This window comes from Pseudomonas sp. KB-10 (assembly GCF_018221585.1).
In the GTDB taxonomy this organism is placed as follows: domain Bacteria; phylum Pseudomonadota; class Gammaproteobacteria; order Pseudomonadales; family Pseudomonadaceae; genus Aquipseudomonas; species Aquipseudomonas yangonensis.
This window is the reverse complement of the sequence record NZ_QYYB01000006.1, coordinates 354969-375025: the sequence shown is the minus strand read 5'-3', so window position 1 is coordinate 375025 and position 20057 is coordinate 354969. Positions and strand designations below refer to the sequence as shown.

At 62.3% G+C, this 20057-nt stretch carries 17 protein-coding genes and 3 pseudogenes; 10 read left to right on the top strand and 10 right to left on the bottom strand.

Going from position 1 to position 20057, the window contains the following annotated elements:
• Positions 1 to 272 precede the first annotated feature (272 nt).
• Positions 273 to 629, bottom strand: a complete 357-nt coding sequence (gene queD / locus DXK50_RS18305) for a 6-carboxytetrahydropterin synthase QueD (protein ID WP_003461315.1) — start codon at positions 627 to 629, stop codon at positions 273 to 275.
• A gap of 101 nt (positions 630 to 730) precedes the next feature.
• On the bottom strand, positions 731 to 1810 hold the full coding sequence (locus tag DXK50_RS18300; RefSeq protein ID WP_212631312.1) for a patatin-like phospholipase domain-containing protein: 1080 nt from the start codon (positions 1808 to 1810) through the stop codon (positions 731 to 733).
• Positions 1811 to 1955: 145 nt separating this feature from the next.
• Here DXK50_RS18300 and DXK50_RS18295 point away from each other — a divergent pair, with 145 nt between their 5' ends.
• From DXK50_RS18295 to DXK50_RS18280, 4 genes are read left to right on the top strand one after another with little or no spacing between them, the layout of a single operon-like run.
• On the top strand, positions 1956 to 2264 hold the full coding sequence (locus DXK50_RS18295; protein WP_161867951.1) for a PepSY domain-containing protein: 309 nt from the start codon (positions 1956 to 1958) through the stop codon (positions 2262 to 2264).
• Positions 2264 to 2578: a PepSY domain-containing protein gene (locus tag DXK50_RS18290; RefSeq protein ID WP_024310252.1), complete on the top strand. Its 315-nt coding sequence runs from the start codon at positions 2264 to 2266 to the stop codon at positions 2576 to 2578. The genes DXK50_RS18295 and DXK50_RS18290 overlap by 1 nt, the downstream gene beginning before the upstream one ends.
• Complete coding sequence (locus DXK50_RS18285; RefSeq protein ID WP_024310251.1) at positions 2578 to 3246, top strand: response regulator transcription factor; 669 nt, start codon at positions 2578 to 2580, stop codon at positions 3244 to 3246. Before DXK50_RS18290 ends, DXK50_RS18285 begins: the two co-directional genes overlap by 1 nt.
• Positions 3243 to 4556, top strand: coding sequence for an ATP-binding protein (locus tag DXK50_RS18280; RefSeq protein WP_212631311.1), 1314 nt, complete (start codon positions 3243 to 3245; stop codon positions 4554 to 4556). The genes DXK50_RS18285 and DXK50_RS18280 overlap by 4 nt, the downstream gene beginning before the upstream one ends.
• A 76-nt stretch (positions 4557 to 4632) precedes the next feature.
• Here DXK50_RS18280 and DXK50_RS18275 read toward each other — a convergent pair whose 3' ends face one another.
• The 3 genes and pseudogenes from DXK50_RS18275 to DXK50_RS25555 all read right to left on the bottom strand — a co-directional run.
• Positions 4633 to 5229, bottom strand: coding sequence for an NADPH-dependent FMN reductase (locus DXK50_RS18275; RefSeq protein ID WP_161867955.1), 597 nt, complete (start codon positions 5227 to 5229; stop codon positions 4633 to 4635).
• Positions 5230 to 5315: 86 nt separating this feature from the next.
• Positions 5316 to 5828 (bottom strand): annotated as a pseudogene (locus DXK50_RS25560) (methyl-accepting chemotaxis protein); the annotation flags it as partial.
• A 345-nt stretch (positions 5829 to 6173) separates the two neighbouring features.
• A pseudogene (locus DXK50_RS25555) lies at positions 6174 to 7241 on the bottom strand (PDC sensor domain-containing protein); the annotation flags it as partial.
• A gap of 415 nt (positions 7242 to 7656) precedes the next feature.
• Between DXK50_RS25555 and DXK50_RS18265 the strand changes: the two are divergent.
• Positions 7657 to 8976 carry a Na+/H+ antiporter family protein gene (locus tag DXK50_RS18265; RefSeq protein WP_212631309.1) on the top strand — a complete coding sequence of 440 codons (1320 nt, stop codon included), beginning with the start codon at positions 7657 to 7659 and terminating at the stop codon, positions 8974 to 8976.
• A 114-nt stretch (positions 8977 to 9090) separates the two neighbouring features.
• On the top strand, positions 9091 to 10773 hold the full coding sequence (locus DXK50_RS18260) for a methyl-accepting chemotaxis protein (RefSeq protein WP_212631308.1): 1683 nt from the start codon (positions 9091 to 9093) through the stop codon (positions 10771 to 10773).
• Between the two features lies 1 nt (position 10774).
• On the opposite strand, the gene DXK50_RS18255 is transcribed toward DXK50_RS18260, so the two are convergent.
• Positions 10775 to 11677, bottom strand: coding sequence for a LysR substrate-binding domain-containing protein (locus tag DXK50_RS18255; RefSeq protein ID WP_161867959.1), 903 nt, complete (start codon positions 11675 to 11677; stop codon positions 10775 to 10777).
• 108 nt (positions 11678 to 11785) lie between these two features.
• Here DXK50_RS18255 and DXK50_RS18250 point away from each other — a divergent pair, with 108 nt between their 5' ends.
• On the top strand, positions 11786 to 12394 hold the full coding sequence (locus DXK50_RS18250; protein WP_212631307.1) for an FMN-dependent NADH-azoreductase: 609 nt from the start codon (positions 11786 to 11788) through the stop codon (positions 12392 to 12394).
• 58 nt (positions 12395 to 12452) lie between these two features.
• Here the strand turns inward: DXK50_RS18250 and DXK50_RS18245 are convergent, their stop codons facing one another.
• From DXK50_RS18245 to DXK50_RS18235, 4 genes and pseudogenes are all read right to left on the bottom strand, one after another.
• Positions 12453 to 14039, bottom strand: coding sequence for an ABC-F family ATPase (locus tag DXK50_RS18245; protein WP_212631306.1), 1587 nt, complete (start codon positions 14037 to 14039; stop codon positions 12453 to 12455).
• Positions 14040 to 14112: 73 nt separating this feature from the next.
• Positions 14113 to 14258, bottom strand: a pseudogene (locus DXK50_RS25005) (site-specific integrase); the annotation flags it as partial.
• A 30-nt stretch (positions 14259 to 14288) separates the two neighbouring features.
• Positions 14289 to 14582, bottom strand: coding sequence for a DUF202 domain-containing protein (locus tag DXK50_RS18240; RefSeq protein ID WP_461818882.1), 294 nt, complete (start codon positions 14580 to 14582; stop codon positions 14289 to 14291).
• Positions 14575 to 14958, bottom strand: coding sequence for a YidH family protein (locus tag DXK50_RS18235; protein WP_212631304.1), 384 nt, complete (start codon positions 14956 to 14958; stop codon positions 14575 to 14577). The genes DXK50_RS18240 and DXK50_RS18235 overlap by 8 nt, the downstream gene beginning before the upstream one ends.
• Before the next feature lie 586 nt (positions 14959 to 15544).
• On the opposite strand from DXK50_RS18235, the gene DXK50_RS18230 reads away from it, so the two are divergent.
• From DXK50_RS18230 to DXK50_RS18220, 3 genes are all read left to right on the top strand, one after another.
• The gene (locus tag DXK50_RS18230; RefSeq protein ID WP_461818881.1) at positions 15545 to 16723 is read left to right on the top strand and encodes a serine hydrolase domain-containing protein; all 1179 of its coding nucleotides are present in this window, start codon (positions 15545 to 15547) and stop codon (positions 16721 to 16723) included.
• A gap of 102 nt (positions 16724 to 16825) precedes the next feature.
• Positions 16826 to 18694, top strand: a complete 1869-nt coding sequence (locus tag DXK50_RS18225) for a DUF1302 domain-containing protein (protein WP_212631302.1) — start codon at positions 16826 to 16828, stop codon at positions 18692 to 18694.
• A gap of 2 nt (positions 18695 to 18696) precedes the next feature.
• The gene (locus tag DXK50_RS18220) at positions 18697 to 20040 is read left to right on the top strand and encodes a DUF1329 domain-containing protein (RefSeq protein WP_212631301.1); all 1344 of its coding nucleotides are present in this window, start codon (positions 18697 to 18699) and stop codon (positions 20038 to 20040) included.
• Positions 20041 to 20057: the final 17 nt, after the last annotated feature.

Here is a 20057-nt window from a genome sequence, read left to right as displayed (position 1 = left end):
TGAGAGTAGGTCATCGTCAAGCTCCTATACGAAACCCCAGATCGCAAGCGCGGTCTGGGGTTTCTTCTTTGTGGCGCGGAAAACGCAGAGCGCATCGCATCCCGCGGGTTGGTGCGCCTTCGCGAGCAGAGCTCGCTCCTACCTGTTAAAGGCGCGATGCGCCGAAAGCTAAATGCGGCGCCCCTCCGAGAAATTGGGTGGGCGACAAAAGGGGGGTTATGGTTATCAATAAAAAGGCCACCTTCGGGTGGCCTTTGGTGTTCTGAGGCTGATCAATCGCCGCGGTATTCGCAGCCGCTGGTGCAGGTTTCGTGGATGCGTACCCGCGACAGTTCCGGCAGCAGTGGTTTGACCTGCTGCCAGATCCACTTGGCCAGCACTTCGCTGGTGGGGTTTTCCAGGCCGGGGATGTCGTTCAGGTAGTTGTGGTCGAGCTGCTCGTAGATCGGCTTGAAGATCGCCTTGATTTCGGAGAAGTCGCGAATCCAGCCTGTATAGGGGTCGACTTCACCTTCGATATAGATGGCGACTCGGAATGAGTGGCCATGCAGGCGGCCGCATTTGTGACCTTCCGGTACGTGGGGCAGGCGGTGGGCCGCCTCGAAGATGAACTCTTTGAACAATTCCACTGAACAACGCTCGCGTAGAAGATAGCGCCTAGCTGGCGAGAGGTGCGCAGTTTATCAGGTCTGATCCCAATAGCCGTCTTATCACCCGCTCTACGAGAGCATCAAAGTGGCTGCAAGCGTTCGCCCAGGCGGCCGCTCTCGACCAGTTCGAGAAATTCGTCGCCGAGTCGGGCGCTCTCGGCCATGGCCTGACGCCAATAACGCTCGCGGCCGTCATCATTGCCCAGATAGCGCTTGAAGTCGGTGCGATCCGGCAGTTTCCCGTGGGGCAGGCGAGCAAGGTATTCCCGCGAGGGCGCGACTAGTACGGCATTCTGCAGGCGGGTGCGGTCGCCACGGCGCCAGGGCATGCTCTTGTCGAACCAGCCAGGTATCACGCGATCAGTGAAGTGCGGATAGAGGACTATATCGTTGCCGTCGTAGGGCAGGTCAAGGTGGTAGTCGAGCAGGCCGCCATCTCGATAGGCGCCTGGCTCCAGCCCCGGTATTTCGCGAATCGCTTCCATCACCATGGGAATCGAGCCTGATGCCAGTAGGGCATGGCGCAGGTTCTCCGCGGTCAACGCGTGGAAGTGCGAACGGAAGTCGCTGAGCTGCGCCAAAGGTGGTGTCTGCCGCGCATCATGAAGGATCACCCGATCGAAATGTCGACCCAGGCGTTGTCGGGCCAGCAAGTTGTTGCCTATCACCGATGACAGGCCGAGGCTCAGTTTGCCGCGATGATCGTGCTGTAGCAGGCCATGGCTTTTGACCACGACGATATGCAGGCGATAGTGCGGGTTGGCGATGATGGCTGCGTCCTGGTCGGCGAGCAGCTCGTTGAGCATCTGCCGGCAACTGCCCGATACGTCTGCCATGCTCACGCCTTTGGCGAAACGCTGAGAGGTATATAGCTCGCCGAGCCGTCGAATGCCCGCGGCCGGATCGGGTAGACAGGCGCTGGCGAAGCGCCAGGAACCAATGGAGGCACCGATCAGGGCGCGCTCGCGTGGTGCCCGGGGCAGCCAGTCAGCAAACAGTGCGAGATCCAGTCCCTGAATACCGATTCCCTTGGGGCCGCCTGCCGCGCCAGGCAGGATGCCAACGTCTGCCGGGCTCAGGCCATCCTGGCGAATTCGTGCCATGGCTCTGGGGCCGGCCTTGAGTGTCAGGGCAGGGGATTTGATATGGATCGCGCTCATCGATGCCTCCTTTCGAACAGGCGATTATAGAGCGCTGATTGAGCAGGCCAAGCCACTTCACGCGGTGGATGACGCAAGTGAATTCAGCTTGAATTAAGTGCCTGGGCCTAGAGTGGGAGTCACTGATTCACTGCTGGAGAACCCCATGAAACGATTGCTCAGCCTCGCGGCACTTGCCACCCTTGTCAGCGCCGCTACCATTGCCCAGGCGCGTGATCTCGGCCCGGACGAAGCCATGCGTCTACGCGATGCCGGTACCATCAAGTCCTTCGAACAACTCAATGAAGCCGCCCTGGCTCAGCACCCAGGCGCGCGCATCGAAGAAACCGAGCTGGAAGATGAATATGGCCGCTATGTCTATCAGATGGAACTGCGCGACGCTCAAGGCGTGAAATGGGACCTGGAGCTGGACGCCAGCACGGGGGAAATTCTCAAGAACCACCAGGATGATTGATGAAGTTTCAACGTACCACCGCGCTATTGCTGGTTCTGGCCTGCGGTTTTGCCAGCGTGCCAGGCATTGCGCGTGACCTCGACCAGGACGAGGCCCTGCGCTTGCGTCGCGAGGGTGTCATCATGCCGTTCGAGCAACTGATGCAGCACGTCGGCAAGGCTTATCCGGGCTCCACGCTGCTGGAGGCGGAGCTGGAAGAAGAGGATGGTGTGCTGGTCTATGAGGTCGAGATCCTGACCACCTCAGGCGTGGTGCGCGAACTCGAACTGGACGCCCGCAACGGCAATATTCTGAAGGACGAGGAAGACGACTGATGCGCCTGCTGCTGGTGGAAGACCATGTACCCCTGGCCGACGAACTGACCGCCAGCCTGACTCGCCAGGGTTACGCCGTGGATTGGCTGGCCGATGGTCGTGACGCGGCCTATCAGGGTGCGAGCGAGCCTTATGACCTGATCATCCTCGACCTCGGCTTGCCGGGCAAGCCGGGCCTGGAGGTGCTGCAGGAATGGCGCGCTGGTGGCTTGGCCACGCCAGTGCTGGTGCTCACCGCTCGCGGCTCGTGGGCCGAACGCATCGAGGGACTGAAGGCCGGCGCCGATGACTATCTGACCAAACCCTTCCACCCCGAGGAGCTGGCTCTGCGCATCCAGGCGTTGTTGCGTCGTGCCCATGGCCTGGCCAACCAGCCGCAGCTGGAAGCCGCCGGTCTGCAACTGGACGAAAGCCGCCAGTGCGTGACGTCGGGCGGCGAGGCCATTGATCTGACCGCTGCCGAGTTTCGCCTTCTGCGCTATTTCATGCTGCATCCCGGCCAAATTCTCTCCAAAAGTCATCTCGCTGACCATCTCTACGACGGAGAGACCGAGCGCGACTCCAACGTCATCGAGGTACACGTCAATCGTCTGCGCGGCAAGCTCGGGCGCAACGTGATCGAAACCCGCCGTGGGCAGGGCTACCGCTTTACCGGAGAGCAGGGTTGAGATCCATTCAGCGTCGGCTCGGTATTGGCCTGGCCGCGACGCTGCTGCTGGCCGGACTGGTTCTCGCGCAGGCCAGTCTCTGGGTATTCGACCGCGGCCTGCGTGCTTATCTGGAAGAAGATCTGCGCGATGAAGCACAGGGACTGCTGGCAGCGCTGGTACGCGGGCCTTCAGGTCTGCAACTGGACGAGCGACGCCTCGATCCCTCGTTCCAGCGGCAATTCTCCGGGCATTACTTTCGTATCGATTTTTCCGACCGGAGCTGGCGTTCGCGCTCGCTGTGGGATCGTGAATTGCTCAAGCCCAATGGCACAGGTATGCAGGCCGAGTTGGGCGACGGCCCGCAGGGCCAGCTGCTTTTGATCTATCGCGCCGATTACCGTCGCTATGGCGAGAACCTTTCGATCAGCGTGGCACAGGACTACCAACCGATACTGCAGAGCTTTCGTCGTATGCAGTGGGTCGGTCTAGGCCTGGGAGGCGCCGCATTGCTGCTGATCCTGGTGGCGCAGCGTTACACCGTGCGCCGGGCGTTGCGCCCGCTCGAGCAAGTGCGTCAGCAGATCGTGCAATTGCAGCAGGGCCGACGTACCGAGCTGGATGCCGAGGTGCCCGAGGAACTGGAATCGCTGGTGGCGCAGATCAACCACCTGTTGGCGCATACCGAAGACACGCTCAAGCGCTCGCGTAATGCGTTGGGCAACCTCGGCCATGCGCTGAAAACCCCGTTGGCGGTGCTGATCAGTCTGGCCGGCCGTGAGGAGATGGGCGCCCATCCGGCGTTGCGCGCTGGCATGCGCGAGCAATTGGAGCAGATCGAGCAACGTCTGAGCCGCGAGCTTGGGCGTGCGCGTCTGGCCGGCGAGGTACTGCCTGGGGCGCGTTTCGATTGCGCCCAGGAGTTGCCGGGACTGTTCGCCACCCTGTCGATGATTCATGACCGTGGCCTGAGCCTGGATTGGCAGGCGCCTGCGGGTCTGGTTCTGCCGCGTGACCGTGAGGACTTGCTGGAGCTGCTCGGCAACCTGCTGGACAACGCCTGCAAATGGGCCGATCAGCACGTGCAACTGACGGTAGAGGAGAGCGCCGACGGCTATCGCCTATACGTCGATGACGACGGCCCCGGCATCGATGCCGAACGCCGTGAGGCCGTGCTTGGCCGCGGCACTCGCCTGGACGAACAGGTGGCGGGCCATGGTCTGGGGCTGGGTATCGTGCGCGATATCATCGAGGCGTGGAACGGCCGTATCGAATTGCAGGACAGCCCGTTGGGCGGGCTGCGGGTGCTGGTCAGCCTTCCTCGTCGTTGAGCTTCAGGCTCACGCCAGGCGATTCGGCGCCTGACGTGCAACAGCGTTCAGCTCCTCATCCATCTCTATGGCGCTATTACATTCCGTTGGCGAATGCCGGATTGTCGAGGCTGATGGCGGCGCGTACCGGCTGCAGGGCGTGGGCATAACGCACCAATATGTCGAGCGCATAGTCGATGCGTGCGCGGATTCGCTCGTCGGCTTCATCCACCGGTTGCGGACCGTTCAGCACCTTCTCGACCTGACGCACGATCAGATGCTCCGGCAGGTAGCACAGGCGGCAGTTCTTGTAACTGGAGGCGCGCAGCTCACCGATGGGATAGGCGCCGCCGATTCCGGAGGAAACGCCAACCAACAGGCCGGGTTTATGGCCGAGCTCGGCCTTGCTGGCGTAGATGAAGAAATTCTTGATGGCCGGACAGGCCATGCCGTTCCACTCCGGAGCGATGATCACTACCGCGTCGGCTGCCGCCAATTGCTGCTGATACATGGACCAGGGGCCGGCATCTTCGGCCGGCCAGAGCGGCAGCGGGGCGAGGCCCAGATCGATGATGCTGCTGGTGCCCTGAGTGGTTTGCCCCATCTCGATCAGGCGCTGACGCAGTACGCGGGCGACCTTTCCCGATTGGCTGTTGTTACGACTGGAGCCGGCGACCAAGGCGATATTGAGCATGCTACTTCCCCAAAAAAGAACGCAGGCTAGGCGATTGCCTGCCTGCGCCGCAAGGGAAGTGCCGCCAGATCAGGGATGATTTGACGTCAAACGCGGAACTGGTCCATCAGGCTCTGCTGGTGATTGGCCAGCCGGTTAAGGTTCTGGCTCACCTGTGCCGATTCGTCAGCCTGGGCGGTGATGGCTTCGGTGACGTCGCGAATCGATGCAACGTTGCGGTTGATCTCCTCGGCCACCGAGCTCTGCTCCTCCGCGGCGCTGGCGATTTGCAGGTTCATCTCGGTAATGGTGCTGACCGCCTGGCTGATTCGCTGCAGCGCGGCCACGGCCTGTTGTACCTGTTCGACACTGCCCTGGGCCTGGCGATGGCTGCTGTGCATGGTGCTGACCACTTCGCGGGTGCCGTTTTGCAGGCCTTCGATGACCTGGCGAATTTCCTCGACCGAATCCTGGGTGCGTTTGGCCAGGTTGCGCACTTCGTCGGCGACCACGGCGAAGCCCCGGCCGGCTTCACCGGCGCGGGCAGCCTCAATGGCGGCATTGAGGGCGAGGAGGTTGGTCTGCTCGGCAATCGAGCGAATAACCTCGAGCACCGAGCCGATCTGCTCACTGCTGCTGGCCAGGCCTTCGACTTCCTGCATGGCTACGTTCATTTCATTGGCGAGCAGGTCGATGGTGCTGGTGGTGCGGTCGATCACCTGCAGGCCCTCGCGACTGGCCAGGTCGGCATTGCGTGCCGCTTCTGCAGCTTGTGCGGCGTTGTGCGCGACGTCCTGCGCAGTGGCACTCATCTCCTGGAACGCGGTCGCCACCTGGTCGACCTCGCGGTACTGCTGCTGCATGCCGGCGCTGGTCTGGCTGGCAATGGCAGCGGATTTGTCGGCGGTGCCACGCGCGTCGATCACACTGCTCTTCACATCGGCGATGATCGGCTGAAGTTTGTCGAGGAAGCGGTTGAACCAGCCGGCCAGCTCGCCCAGTTCGTCCTGCCTGGCGTACTGCAGGCGGCGGGTCAGGTCGCCTTCGCCGCTGGCGATATCCTTGAGCATGGCGGCTACGCCGAGAATCGGTCGCGTCACCCCGCGCGCCGTCAGCCACATCAGTACGAGCCCGGCCAATCCGGCGACAAGACCCATCACCAGCGCCGCGAGGCTGTCGCTAGCGCGGTTCGCATCCAGTTGAGCGCCCAGTTTGGTCGCGCGCTCGAGCAGGACGCTCTGAGGAACTTCAAGCAGAACTGTCCAGGGCTTGGACTCGGGAATCGGCTTGAAGGGACTCAGCTCGCGGAGCATGTCGCCATGCTTCAACTCGGCAGCACTGCCGCTTTGAATGAGGCCGCGCAGTTCGCTGGCATGATCACGGAATGGTTGCTCGACCGGTTGACTCAGCAAGCTACCGTCACGGCTATGCCCGGCGAGCAAGGCGCCGGGGCTGAAAATGCTGACGTGTCCTTGTCCGTTGTACAGCTCGCTGTTGGCCTCCTGGCTGATCTGCTGCAGGCTGGCCAGGCTGATATCCACGCCCATCACGCCGATAATCTTGCCTTCGAGCTCCAGCGGGAAAGCGATGCTGGTCATCAACGTCCTTTGGCCGTCGACGTCGTCGTAATACGGTTCCAGTACGCAGGGCTGGCGCGTTTCGCGCGGGCAGGTGTACCAGGCGTTATAAGCAACGCCATTGGTACCGGGCGTGGTGTCGCCGAGCAGCTCTTCGTTCATCACCTCGGCTTCCAGTTGGCCGGCCGTAGGCTGCGCCCAGTACAGGGCGAAGCGTCCGCGGTCATTGCTACTGAGGTCGGGTTGGTCGGCGAACAGCTCATCCTTGCCATCCAGGGCGTTGGGCTCAAATACCAGATACAGGCCGAGCAGATCCGGATTGGCTTCCAGGCTGCTGCGCACTTGCCGGTTCAAGTCTTCACGCAGATCGAACGCATCGAGAAAACGTTTCTCGGCCTGTTCGCGCAGGAACAGGATCTGCCGAGAAAATCCCTTGCCGTACTGATAGGCGTCCATGAAGTAGCGCTGGATACGGATCGCCTGCAATTCGCTGCGTGCTTTCAGGCGCAGCGTCGCGCTTTCTTCCAGCATGCTGGAGCTGGCCTCGCGCACCAGGCTGGCGCTACGGCTGGACTGATACTGCGAGGCACCCACCAACAGCGTGACGATGGCGAGCAGGCAGAGGCCGGCGAGCAGTGTGATCTTCCATTGGATCGAAAGACGGCTGAACAGCATGGTGTGTTCCTTTCTATATGGCTGATACGGTTATCGGTGCGCGGGGCGCTTTCTTGATAGAAAGAATCTTGCTCGGGATTATGCACGGATTGATCTGGATTCTGAACGATCGCTCTTTTTGACAGGATAGTTCGCATACGGCACAGTACGCGGCTTTTTGCGCCGGCCCTGCTGGCGCCGTGCAGGTGGGTTATTTATGAATGCTGTAATAGCCGCGGTCGGCATCATGCTCGTCCTGAGCCTCTGCCGCGTACACGTGGTAGTGGCGCTGATTGTCGGAGCCCTGGTGGGTGGGCTGCTTGGCGGTCTGGGTGTCGAGGGAACGCTGCAGGCGTTCAATCAGGGGCTCGGCGGCGGGGCGACGGTCGCCTTGTCCTACGCGCTGCTCGGCGCTTTCGCTGTGGCCATCGCCAAGTCCGGTCTGGCGCATGCTCTGGCGGACAGGGCGCTGACGCTGGTCGAAAGGCAGCAGGCAGGTGCCGGTAGTGCGCTGAAATGGTTACTGATCGTCCTGCTACTGGCGGTCGCCATCTCCTCGCAGAATCTGTTGCCGATCCATATCGCCTTCATTCCGTTGCTGGTCCCGCCGCTGCTCTACGTGCTGAGCAAGTTGCAGCTGGACCGCCGCCTGATCGCCTGTGTACTGACCTTCGGTCTGATTACCCCCTACATGTTCCTGCCGGTAGGTTTTGGCGGCATCTTCCTCAACGAAATCCTGCTGGCCAATGTGGCCAAGTCCGGTGTCGACGTCACGGGCGTCAGCATCGCTCAGGCCATGGCCATTCCGGCGCTGGGCATGCTCTTCGGTCTGCTCGTCGCGGTATTGTTCAGCTATCGTGGCAAACGGGTCTATGACCTGGAAAAAGTTGCGCAGAGCGAACAGCTGGATGCGCAGTACAACCCATTGAGCCTGTTGGTGGCGGGGCTGGCCGTTGCCGCAGCGTTCATTGTGCAGCTATGGCTGGATTCTATGATCATCGGCGCGCTGGCCGGTTTCGTGATTTTTTCGGTCTCCGGCGTGGTGCGCTGGAAGGAGGCCGATGGCCTGTTCACCGAAGGCATGAAAATGATGGCCATGATCGGTTTCATCATGATCGCGGCCTCCGGCTTTGCCGAAGTCATGAAGACCACCGGTGAGGTCAACTCGCTGGTCGACAGCGCGGCAGCTCTGATCGGCCATAACAAGGCAGTCGGCGCGCTGCTGATGTTGCTGGTCGGACTGCTGGTGACCATGGGGATCGGGTCTTCATTTTCGACCATCCCGATTATCGCGGCGATCTTCGTGCCGCTCGGTGTACTGCTGGGTTTCAGCCCGCTGGCCATCGTTTGCATCGTTGGCACCGCCGGCGCTCTGGGCGATGCCGGTTCGCCCGCTTCGGACTCGACCCTGGGGCCGACCTCAGGACTCAATGCCGACGGTCAGCACAATCACATCTGGGACAGCGTGGTGCCCACCTTCCTGCACTACAACCTGCCGCTGCTGGCGTTCGGTTGGGCGGCCGCTATGATCCTGTAATGGCGTGAATGCGCCGGGTTAAGTTCTCGGCGCCTTGGGTCGCTTAATTCTTCCACGGGGCTGCCGATATATCGGTAGCCCCGTTTTTGGCTCTGTATAACAAGGACAACAAGAATGCGCCTCACATTGAAAACCAAGGTGATACTGCTTGCGCTGGTTCCGGTCATCCTCTTCGCGCTGGTGCTCAGCGGTACGGCGGCGAGGGTGTTGCAAAGCCTGGCTGCCGATGAAGTGGCCGAGACGCGTGAGCGCCTGCTGCAGGAAAAGCGCAGCGAGCTCGAGCACTACATGCAGATCGCCCTTGGCTCGGTGAAGGGGCTTTACGATGGGGCAGCGCAGGGCGACATGGCCAGTCGCGAACAGGCCATCGCCATCCTCTCCAAGATCAAATATGGCGCCGACGGCTATTTCTTCGGCCACGACTCCAACGTGGTGCGCCTGTTTCGTGGCGATAGCCCCGTGGACGTCGGCAAAAGCCTGGCCGACCGTCGCGACCCGAACGGGGTGTACATCAACCGCGAACTGGTCAACGTGGCGAAGAACAACAGCTACTTCGTCAACTATTCCTCGCCACTACCGGGCAATGAATCGGTAATGGTGCCCAAGCTTGCCTACAGCTATTACCTGCCGAAGTGGGATATGGCGCTTGGCACTGCGCTTAATCTCGACGGCGTCGAAGCGGGGATCAGGGAGGTTGAAGAGGATATCGACGAGCGCATCGGCACCATCATCACCAGCATCATGGTCGTGGCAGCGATTCTGCTGCTGGTGTTCGGTGTGATCGGCGTGTGGGTGGGCAATGCCTTTCTGCGTCCGCTGCAACAGATCAAGGCCAATCTCGATGATATTGCCGCAGGAGAGGGTGACCTCACCCGGCGTTTGCCGGTCACCAGTCAGGACGAGCTGGGTGAGTTGGCTGGCTCCTTCAACCGCTTCGTCGAGAAGATCCATGATCTGGTGCGGCAGATCGTCGACATGACCGGACAGTTGACCAGCCTGGTAGGGCAGGTCGCGGAGCAGGCGCAGCGCTCTGAGCAAGCCATGGCGCAGCAGCGTCACGAAACCGACCAGGTGGCCACGGCGATCAACGAAATGTCGGCGGCCGCCCACGAAGTGGCGAAGAGCGCGCAGAATGCAGCCGAAGCCGCGCAGCAAACCGATCGCGAGGGCCAGGCTGCGAAGAGCGTGGTCGACGGCAGCATCCAGCGCATTCACTCCCTGGTCGATGACATTCGCAGCAGTGGCGTCTCACTCGACAGTCTGCAACAGGACGTGCAGTCGATCGTCAGCGTGCTTGATGTGATCCGCTCCATCGCCGAGCAAACCAACCTTCTGGCGCTCAATGCGGCCATCGAAGCGGCTCGCGCCGGCGAGGCCGGGCGTGGTTTCGCCGTGGTCGCCGATGAAGTGCGTGCGCTGGCCAGCCGTACCCAGCAGAGCACTCAGGAAATTCAGGGCATGATCGACCGCCTGCAGAAGGGCACGCTTGAGTCGGTGACCTCGATGCGTCGCTCCAGCGATGCCGGTGAGCTGACCAGCGAGCAGGCCAACAAGGCCGGCGAATCGCTCGATGCCATCGCCCAGCTGATCGCCACCATCAATGCCATGAACGCGCAGATCGCCAGCGCCGCCGAGGAGCAGACCGCGGTGGCCGAGGAGATCAACCGCAGCGTGCACCAGATCGCGGTGGCCGTAGACAGCGTCGCCGATGAAACCGAGCGCGGCGCGCAGACCGCACGCAGCCTCGCCGGCCTCGGCGATCGCCTCGGGGCGCTGGTGCGTCAGTTCCGCATCTGAGTCAGAGCGGGAACCTCCAGCGGCTGAACCCGTCGCTGAGCTGCTCGATCCAGGCGCGGACCGCCGGCGACATGCCTCGCCGATGTGTATAGGCCAACTGGATGTGGCCCTCCGGCACCGTCCAGTTCGGTAGTAGCGCTACCAGGCGACCGTCGGCCAGTTCCTCGTGACAGTGCGTGGTGGGCAGCAGGGTAATGCCCACGCCTGCCAGCGCTGCCGACTTGCGAATGGGAAAGTCGTCTACGGCCAGGCGCGCGTCCAGGGCAACCTCGCGCGACTCCCGCGTCGTGTTGTGCTCAAAGCGCAGATGAATGCGCCGATCCGCGCTGATGGCGCCCAGGGCGGGGAGCTGTTGCAGGTCTTCCGGCTGCTCCAGGCGCAGCCCCGCGACCAACTCCGGATGCGCGACCACATTGGCGCGCGCCGGCAACAGGCGTCGGGTGATGAGCCCGGGCTCTTCATCATCGACGTTACGCACGCGCAGAGCGACATCAACCGCCTCGTTGAGCAGGTCGATGCGACGTGTGGTCTGCACCACTTCCAGCTGCACCCTGGGATAGCGAGTCAGAAATTCGTTGATCAGGTCCGGCAGTATGGCCACGCCAGGGGGCGTGGAAAAACGTATTCGACCACGCGGCTCGCTGGTCAGGTTGGTCACGGTTTCCTCGGCCTGTTCGGCTTCCAGCAACATTGCCTGGCAATGGCGCAGGTAGCGCTCGCCGATATCGGTCAGCGCCAGTTTGCGTGTCGAGCGCTGCAGCAGGCGTGCGCCCAGGCGTTGTTCCAGTTCGGCGATGCGCCGTGACAGGCGTGACTTGGGTATGCCCAGCAGCCGCCCGGCTGCGGCAAAACCACCGGCTTCCACCACCTTGGCGAAGTAGAACAGGTCGTTGAGGTCTTGCATTCACTGTCCTATGGGTGGGACGAAGCATCGCATTTTCGCCATCTTATCGCTTATTGGGCTCATGGGTAGTATCGCCTCCATTGTGCCACCACACTCCGGAGATAAGCCATGAAACTACTGCACCTCGATTCCAGCATCCTAGGCGATGCATCCGCTTCCCGTCAGCTCAGCCGCGCCGTGGTCGAGGCCTGGAGCGCTGCCGCTCCCGATGCCCAAGTGACCTACCGCGACCTGGCCAGCGATGCGCTGAGCCACCTTTCCGCCGCCAGTCTGATCGCGGCCGGTACACCGGCTGAACTGCGCGACGCCGCGCAAAGGCATGAAACCGAATTGGCCGAGCGCACCCTGGAAGAGTTCCTGGCTGCCGATGCAATCGTGATCGGTGCGCCGATGTACAACTTCGCCATTCCCAGCCAGCTCAAGGCCTGGATCGACCGTATTGCGGTGGCCGGCAAGACTTTCAGCTACAGCGAAAATGGTCCGGTAGGGCTGGCGGGTGGCAAGACCGTGGTGATCGCATCCAGTGCCGGTGGCATTCATGCCGGCCTGCCGTCCGGTCAGGCCCATGAGGACTATCTGGTTCGCGTGCTGAACTTCCTCGGCATCGACGACATCGAGATCGTCCGCGCCGAAGGCCTGGCCTATGGCGAAGAGCCGCGCGCCGAAGCCATGAAGGGCGCAGCGCAGCGCATCTCCGAGCTGTTCGCCACTGCCTGAGCGGAACGCTGAAACAACAAAGCCCGCGAAAGCGGGCTTTGTCATTCTGCAGCAGACCTCAGACGATGATGCCCTGGCTGCGCAGGTAATCGTCGTAGGTGCCGCTGAAGTCGGTGACGCCGTTGTCCGACAGCTCGATGATGCGCGTGGCCAGGGAGCTGACGAACTCGCGGTCATGGCTGACGAAGATCAGCGTGCCCGGGTAGTTCTCCAACGCCAGGTTGAGCGCCTCGATGGACTCCATGTCCAGGTGGTTGGTCGGTTCGTCCATCACCAGCACGTTGGGCTTCTGGCAGGCCAGTTTGCCGAACAGCATACGGCCCTGCTCGCCACCCGAAAGCACCTTGACCGACTTCTGGATCTCGTCGGAGGAGAACAGCATGCGGCCCAGCGCGGCGCGGATGTTCTGCTCGCCACTGGTCCACTGGCCCATCCACTCGAACAGCGTCTCGTCGGCTTCGAAGTCGTGGGCGTGATCCTGCGCGTAGTAACCGACTTCGGCGCTGTCGGTCCATTTCACGCTACCGGCGTCCGGCTGCATTTCCCCGACCAGGGTGCGCAGCAGGGTGGTCTTGCCGATGCCGTTGGGGCCGATGATGGCCACACGCTCGCCGGCTTCGATGGTGAAACCGAAGTTCTTGAACAGCACCTTGTCATCGAAGGCCTTGGACAGCTTCTCGACGGTCACGGCCTGGCGGTGCAGCTTCTTGTTCTGGTCGAAACGGATGAACGGGCTGACCCGGCTCGACGGCTTGACCTCGGCCAGCTGGATCTTGTCGATCTGTTTGGCGCGGCTGGTCGCCTGCTTGGCCTTGGAGGCGTTGGCCGAGAAGCGGCTGACGAAGGTCTGCAGCTCGGCGATCTGCGCCTTCTTCTTGGCATTGTCGGCCAGGAGCTGCTCACGGGCCTGGGTCGCGGCCGTCATGTACTCGTCGTAATTGCCCGGGAACAGGCGCAGCTCGCCGTAATCCAGGTCGGCCATGTGGGTGCAGACCGCGTTGAGGAAGTGACGATCGTGGGAAATGATGATCATGGTGCTGTTGCGCGCCGTGAGAATCGATTCCAGCCAGCGGATGGTGTTGATGTCCAGGTGGTTGGTCGGCTCGTCGAGCAGCAGCACGTCCGGATCGGCGAACAGCGCCTGGGCCAGCAGCACACGCAGCTTCCAGCCGGGGGCGACTTCACTCATCGGGCCGAAGTGCTGTTCCAGCGGAATGCCCAGGCCGAGCAACAGCTCGCCGGCGCGGGACTCGGCGGTGTAGCCGTCCATCTCGGCGAACTCGCCTTCCAGCTCGCCCACCTTCATGCCGTCTTCTTCGCTCATTTCCGACAGCGAGTAGATGCGGTCGCGCTCGGCCTTGACCTTCCACAACTCCTGATGACCCATGATCACGGTGTCGATCACATTGAATTCTTCGTAGGCGAACTGATCCTGGCGCAGTTTGCCCAGGCGCACGTTCGGCTCGAGCATCACCTGGCCGGCCGTCGGCTCCAGATCGCCGCCGAGGATCTTCATGAAGGTCGACTTGCCGCAGCCGTTGGCGCCGATCAGGCCGTAGCGGTTACCGTTGTTGAACTTGACGGAAACGTTCTCGAACAGCGGCTTGGCGCCAAACTGCATGGTGATGTTAGCGGTGGAGATCAAAGGGATTACCTATCAATAACTTGGAGGCGCTGGTTGAGGTGATGACAATCACGAGCTTGTCTGACTCGCCTCAATCCGAAGTGGAGTGGGTCCAGCGCGTATACGTTGAAAGCAGCATCTGCACTAAACGGCAGAGCTGCTGAGCAATAAGGCGGGGTTCAGGCCTGATATCCGGCAGATTGTCGCATACGTGCGGCGGCAGTTGTATGGCCTCCTGCAATGATGCCCAGTCTGACACGTCTGCGTCTTTCACTCGCCTGCCAGAACAGTCCAGATCATCAACAGATTCAAGCCGGTGAGTACCAGGGCGGTGCTCAGGATTATCGCGCACCTCGCTGTGCCTCGCTCGTCGAGCAACATGGCGAGACTTTGAAGATAGCGCTGCCGTTGGCCACTCCAGAGGGTCAGCGCCATGGCCAGTGCCACCATCATCGGCGCCGGATGTACCCCACGTAGCATCAGGCAGGCGATCACCAACAGTGACAGCTGTGTTCGTCGCCATGCCAACTCGGTGCGTTCGGCCTGCAGGCCCGGATCAACCAAGGCCATTCGCCCAGAAAAGCGCCAATAGCAGCAGAGCCACGAGGCAGCCACTGATCGTCAGGGCGGGGATCAATACCGGAAGGGGGAGGGCGCGGCGATGACGCAAGGCGCGCTCCACGGCCAGCCAGCGCAGGCATGCGCCAACGCTGAGCAGAACGCTGAGCGACAGCAGGCTGAGAGTGATGCACAGACGCAGCCAGGGTTCGAAGGTATGGCCGGCGAAGGTCTCCACGGCTATCCCGCCGCCGAGCAAGGCCAGCGCAGTGCGGGCCCAGGCCAGGAAGGTGCGCTCGTTGGCCAGGGTGAAGCGCGGGTCGGGCTCTTCACCGCCGAGCAGTGTCTGTGCGAGAGGCTTGCGAAAGGGAGCTGGAGTCATGAAGCACCGGAGGATGGTACAGGTTGCATGGCGGCGAGAGGCGGCGGTAACAGCAGGGTCTTTGCGTTGTGCTCAATATGACCGATTCGTCCGGGCAGAATGCGCAGCCGGCAAAGCCCGGGCCGCTGGTTATCAATCGAATCAGGTTGTTCTTTTCGGCGGTTGAATAGGAGCCGATGCTAGTCAAATAACCTGTTAAGCACCCAATACAAGAGTCCTATGCGCACCATAAAACTCCGGCATAGGTCGAAGACGGCCAGCTTCGTCGAAGCGATTTGAACCGCACGCTGGGAATCTAGGTCGCTCGTTGGCCTATTCCAAAAAGGCATGCCCTGCATCGCACAGTTCTATTAGTTCTTGTTGAAAACGCTTGGATAGCATCGTCCGGGAGTTCTTTCGGGACCACTCAGTCATTGGGACAACAATAATGAAACCAAGCGTAGCTTTACCCCAGCCCCAGTTCGCCTCGCATCTGCGAAGCCTGCTCAAGGGCCTGTCCTTTTCCCTTCTGTGCGTTTTGCCGCCGGCGTTGGCGGCGAGCTCTGCTGGCGGCGATGTGATGCAAGGGTTTCCACCTGCCATGGAGATGCGTGTGAACAAAGCCAACGCCTTCCTGCCCCCTTACCTGCGTTGGTCCATGCGTCATGCCCGCGAGGTTTCGGCGACACGCAACATCCCCCGTGCGCAAACGCCGCTGGTCCTGGCTGCCGGTCCCGCCCTGGCGCTCGATGGCTTACCGTTCACGGTCGGCGACGAGACGCTCACGCTCGACGGCTACCTGCGCGAAACCGTTACCGACGGGCTGATCGTGCTGCACCGCGGCGTGATCGTCTTCGAGCGTTACTACGACGGTTTCGAGCCCCGCCAGCCGCACATCTGGGCCTCCATGACCAAGTCCGTGACCGGTCTGCTGGCCGCGCAGTTCATCGCCGAAGGCCTGCTCGATCCCAATGCCAGACTCGCCCAGTACGTACCGGAACTGGCGGGTACGCCCTTCGGCGAGGCCACGGTGCAGCAGAACCTCGACATGCAGGTGGCGGTGACCTACCCGGAGCATGTGCCGCCGGACCTCGGGCTGTTCGCCGCGACCGGTCTGATCCCGCGCAAGCCGCAGATGCCGGCCGATATCTATTCCTTCCTGCGCGTAGCCAAGATGGCGCAAACCGCCGCGCCACAGCCATTGTTCTTCTACCAGAACGGTTCTCCGGAGGCCTTGGCCTGGGCGCTGCGGCGCATCTCGGGACAAAACTGGAGTCAATTGGTGGAGGCGCGAATCTGGTCGCGCTTTGCTCAGGAAGATGCCTACGTTCAGGTGGACGAGCTGGGTACGGAGATGGCCAGCGGCGGCATCAGCAGCAATCTGCGCGACACCGCACGTTTCGCCGAGCTGGTGCGTCGCGAGCTGGCGCGCAACGCGCCGGGCGACAGCTTCAATCAGAGTGTGCGCAGCCTGCTGCAGGCGGGCGACCAGGAGCTGTTTGCCAGCGGCAATCTGGCGCCTGGTCGTCCCGGCTACGCCTACCGCAACTACTGGCTGCAGAAGAACGATGGCGACGGCTCGCTGGAGGCCAGCGGGCGTTTCGGCCAGAAGATCTACCTCAACCCCCGGCGCGAGGTGGTCATCGTCAAGCTGTCGGCAACGCCTGATCAGGCACGCCGTGCAACCAGCGCGGACGGACCCGCCAAGGTGGCGTCGCGAGCCATCGACTCGCCTGTGACCTTCAACAACATGGTCAGCGCGGTGCTCGACGCCTTGCCGCACTGACCGACACGCCGCACCCACCCGCAAACGAACCGCGCAGGCGACTGCGCATCGGCGGGCCATTGCCCGCAGAACGGACCCGACAAAAACAACGAGAGGGTTTACATGAACCACTTCATCGCGTGTCCCCGACATCGCTTCGCCCCTGCCGCCCTGGCCACTGGTATCGCCCTGGCCGGCCACGCATCGCTGCTGCAGGCCGCCACCTGGCAGCTCGACGAGGATTGGAGTCTGACGACCCACAGTAGCCTGTCGCTGGGCACCAGCTGGTCGCTGCAAAATGCCGACAAGCACCTGCTCAACAAGGCCGATGCCGCCAGCATCGGCAAGGTGGGCGTAGGCACCAACTACAACGGAGACGACGGCAAGCTCAATTTCGACAAGGGCGACACTATCTCCACGCTGTTCAAGGGCCTGACCGAGTTCGACCTCAATGACGGCAGCCAGGGAGCCTTCATCCGCTTCAAATACTGGTATGACCATGCCATGGCCACCGGCGATGGTGACTTTCGGCGTTTCGATGATTCCGGCTGGCAGCGCCTGGCGCGCTTTCAGGGCTTCGAGGTACTCGACGCTTACCTGTGGAAGGACTTCGAGCTTGCCGACCGTCCGCTCAGTGTAAAAGTCGGCAAGCACGTGCTCAGCTGGGGCGAGGCGCTGTTCCTGCAGAATGGGGTCAACGCCATCAACCCTCTGGACGTCTCGGCGTTCAACCGCCCCGGCACCGAGCTGAAGGAAGGCTTGCTGCCGGTGGAGATGGTGTCCTTCAACTATGACCTGGCCGACCGCCTGAGTGTCGAGGGCTTCCTGCAGTACAACTTCCGACCCTCGGTGCTGGAGGGCTGCGGCACCTTTTTCAGCACCAACGATGCGCTGCAGGAGGGCTGCCAGCACGAGAAGCTGATCGCCGGTGGCATCTCGACCACCGATATTTCCGGTATCGAGAACGCCCTCGACGCACCGCCCGGGATGATGCCGGCAGCCGAGCGCTACCTGCGCCGCACCGCCACCGACTGGGCGCGCGATAGCGGCCAGTATGGTCTGGCGGCGCACTACCTGATCGAGTCGCTCGACGATGCCGACCTGGGGCTGTACTACCTCAACTACCACAGCCGCACGCCGTTGCTGTCCGGGGTGATCGCCCGCCAGGCACCCAACGCCGGCGGCAATCCCGGCGCCAACCTCAATACCGGTGACTACTTCACGGTATATCCCGAGGACATCCGCCTGTTCGGCGCCAGCATCAGCGGCGTGCTGGGCAGCACCGCGGTGTTCGGCGAATTGACCTACCGGCCCAACATGCCGCTGAGCGTCAATTCCGCCGATCTGATCAACCTACTTGCCGGGCAGCGCAACAGCTGGATCATGCCCATGACTCCAGCCGAGCTGGCCGCTGCGCGTGGCAGCCGCGTGGACGGCTACGTGCGCAAGGAAGTCTGGCAGTTCAGCCTGGGCGCCGCCGACAGTTTTTCCAACGTGCTCGGCGCGCAGCGCCTGGCCTGGGCGGCGGAACTTGGCGGTAACTGGATCGGCGGTCTCGATCCGCAGGACGAACGCCTCGGCCGCGCGGGCGCGTTCGGCCGTACGCCGACCTCCGATGGCGCCGCCTGCTCGACGCCGTCGGCACAGAACCCGGCCGGGTTGACCGACGCGGAGCTGGCCGCCGCCACCCACTGCAACACGCACGGCGTAATGACCGCCTTCTCCTGGGGCTATCGGCTGCGCATGGGGCTTAGCTACGAGGGCCTGATCCCTGCCACGGTGGTGACTCCATCGATCAACTGGCGCCATGACGTCGAGGGCTACGGCCCCAATTTTCAGGAAGACCAGCAGGCCCTCGGTCTGGCCCTGACCTTCGACTACCGCAACGAGTACTCGCTCGAACTGGCCTACAACAGCTTCTTCGGCTCGAACGAGTTTTCCCTCATCGATGACCGCGACTATGCCTCGGTCACTGTCAAAGCGAGCTTCTGACCATGACTGCCTTCAAGATTCTCCCTATCGCCCTCGGCCTGCTGGCGGCCTGCACGCTGGCCCATGCCAAGGAAAATGATCCCGCGCGCCTGGATGGTCCGCTGACTCCCGTGGGAGCTGAGCGTGCCGGTAATGCCGACGGCAGCATCCCGGCCTGGGAGGGTGGTATGCAAGCGGGGGTCGCGCCGATCAGCGCCAACGGCGACTACAGCGATCCTTTCGCCGCCGAGCAACCGCTGTACGTGGTCAGCAAGGCCAACGTCGAGCAGTACAAAGACCTGCTCAGCCCCGGTCAGCAGGCCATGCTGGCCCGCCATGCCGACTACCGAATGGCTGTCTACCCGACTCACCGCAGTGCCACGCTGCCGCAGAAGCATCTGCAGGAGACGCGTGCCAACCTGGCCAAGGTGACCCTGAGTGACGACGGCAATGGTCTGGATGGTTACCACTTCGGTGTGCCGTTCCCGCAGCCCACCGAAGGCCTGGAAGTGATGTGGAACCACCTCACGCGTTACCGTGGAGGCTCAATCCGTCGCCAGTTCTCTTCGGCCACTGTGCAGGAGAAGGGCGACTACACGGTGGTCAGCTCGGATGCCCTGACGGTATTTCGCGAGAACATCAGCGATCTCGAGCCGAACGAGAATCTGCTGCTGCTCAACCGCGTGCGCACGACCGCGCCTTCGCGCTACGCCGGCGAGGTGACGCTGGTGCACGAGCCGCTCAACCTGGTAGCGGGCGTGCGCTCGGCCTGGCAGTACAATCCTGGACAACGCCGCGTGCGGCGGGCGCCGACGGTGGCCTACGACAGCAGTGCACGCTACAGCTTTGGCCAGGTCGTGGCCGACAGCGTCGATGGCTACAACGGTGCTCCTGACCGCTACGACTGGAAGTTGCAGGGTAAGCGGGAAATGCTCATCCCCTACAACGCCTACCGCATGGCCAGCAAGCAGACTGCCTACGCCGACCTGCTCAAGCCGGGTTATCTCAACCCGGACCATGCGCGTTACGAAAAACACCGCGTCTGGGTGGTCGAGGCTACGCTCAAGCCTGGTGTGCGCCACGTGTATGCCAAGCGCCGCTTTTACCTCGACGAGGACACCTGGCAGATCGTTGCCTCAGATATCTATGACAGCCGCGGCGAGCTGTGGCGCAGCTACGAATCGCACATTGCCATGCTGCACGACATCCAGCTTCCGCTAACCGTGGCCGAAGCGACCTATGATCTGATGTCCGGGCGCTACGCGGTCAATTATCTGACCAACGAAGTCACCAGCAAGGCTCGCTACGGCGAGACACTGTCGAAGTCCGAGTTCACCCCCGCGCAATTGAAGCGCCTGGGCAAGTAACGGCGCGACAGTCTGGC

Bases quoted from the DNA above. Each gene is read 5' to 3' on its own strand.
- DXK50_RS18300 (WP_212631312.1), bottom strand. From the start codon at position 1,810: ATGAGCGCGATCCATATCAAATCCCCTGCCCTGACACTCAAGGCCGGC.
- DXK50_RS18295 (WP_161867951.1), top strand. From the start codon at position 1,956: ATGAAACGATTGCTCAGCCTCGCGGCACTTGCCACCCTTGTCAGCGCC.
- DXK50_RS18230 (WP_461818881.1), top strand. From the start codon at position 15,545: ATGCGTGTGAACAAAGCCAACGCCTTCCTGCCCCCTTACCTGCGTTGG.
- DXK50_RS18260 (WP_212631308.1), top strand. From the start codon at position 9,091: ATGCGCCTCACATTGAAAACCAAGGTGATACTGCTTGCGCTGGTTCCG.
- DXK50_RS18275 (WP_161867955.1), bottom strand. From the start codon at position 5,229: ATGCTCAATATCGCCTTGGTCGCCGGCTCCAGTCGTAACAACAGCCAA.
- DXK50_RS18290 (WP_024310252.1), top strand. From the start codon at position 2,264: ATGAAGTTTCAACGTACCACCGCGCTATTGCTGGTTCTGGCCTGCGGT.
- DXK50_RS18220 (WP_212631301.1), top strand. From the start codon at position 18,697: ATGACTGCCTTCAAGATTCTCCCTATCGCCCTCGGCCTGCTGGCGGCC.
- DXK50_RS18265 (WP_212631309.1), top strand. From the start codon at position 7,657: ATGAATGCTGTAATAGCCGCGGTCGGCATCATGCTCGTCCTGAGCCTC.
- DXK50_RS18225 (WP_212631302.1), top strand. From the start codon at position 16,826: ATGAACCACTTCATCGCGTGTCCCCGACATCGCTTCGCCCCTGCCGCC.
- DXK50_RS18255 (WP_161867959.1), bottom strand. From the start codon at position 11,677: ATGCAAGACCTCAACGACCTGTTCTACTTCGCCAAGGTGGTGGAAGCC.
- DXK50_RS18285 (WP_024310251.1), top strand. From the start codon at position 2,578: ATGCGCCTGCTGCTGGTGGAAGACCATGTACCCCTGGCCGACGAACTG.
- DXK50_RS18235 (WP_212631304.1), bottom strand. From the start codon at position 14,958: ATGACTCCAGCTCCCTTTCGCAAGCCTCTCGCACAGACACTGCTCGGC.
- DXK50_RS18250 (WP_212631307.1), top strand. From the start codon at position 11,786: ATGAAACTACTGCACCTCGATTCCAGCATCCTAGGCGATGCATCCGCT.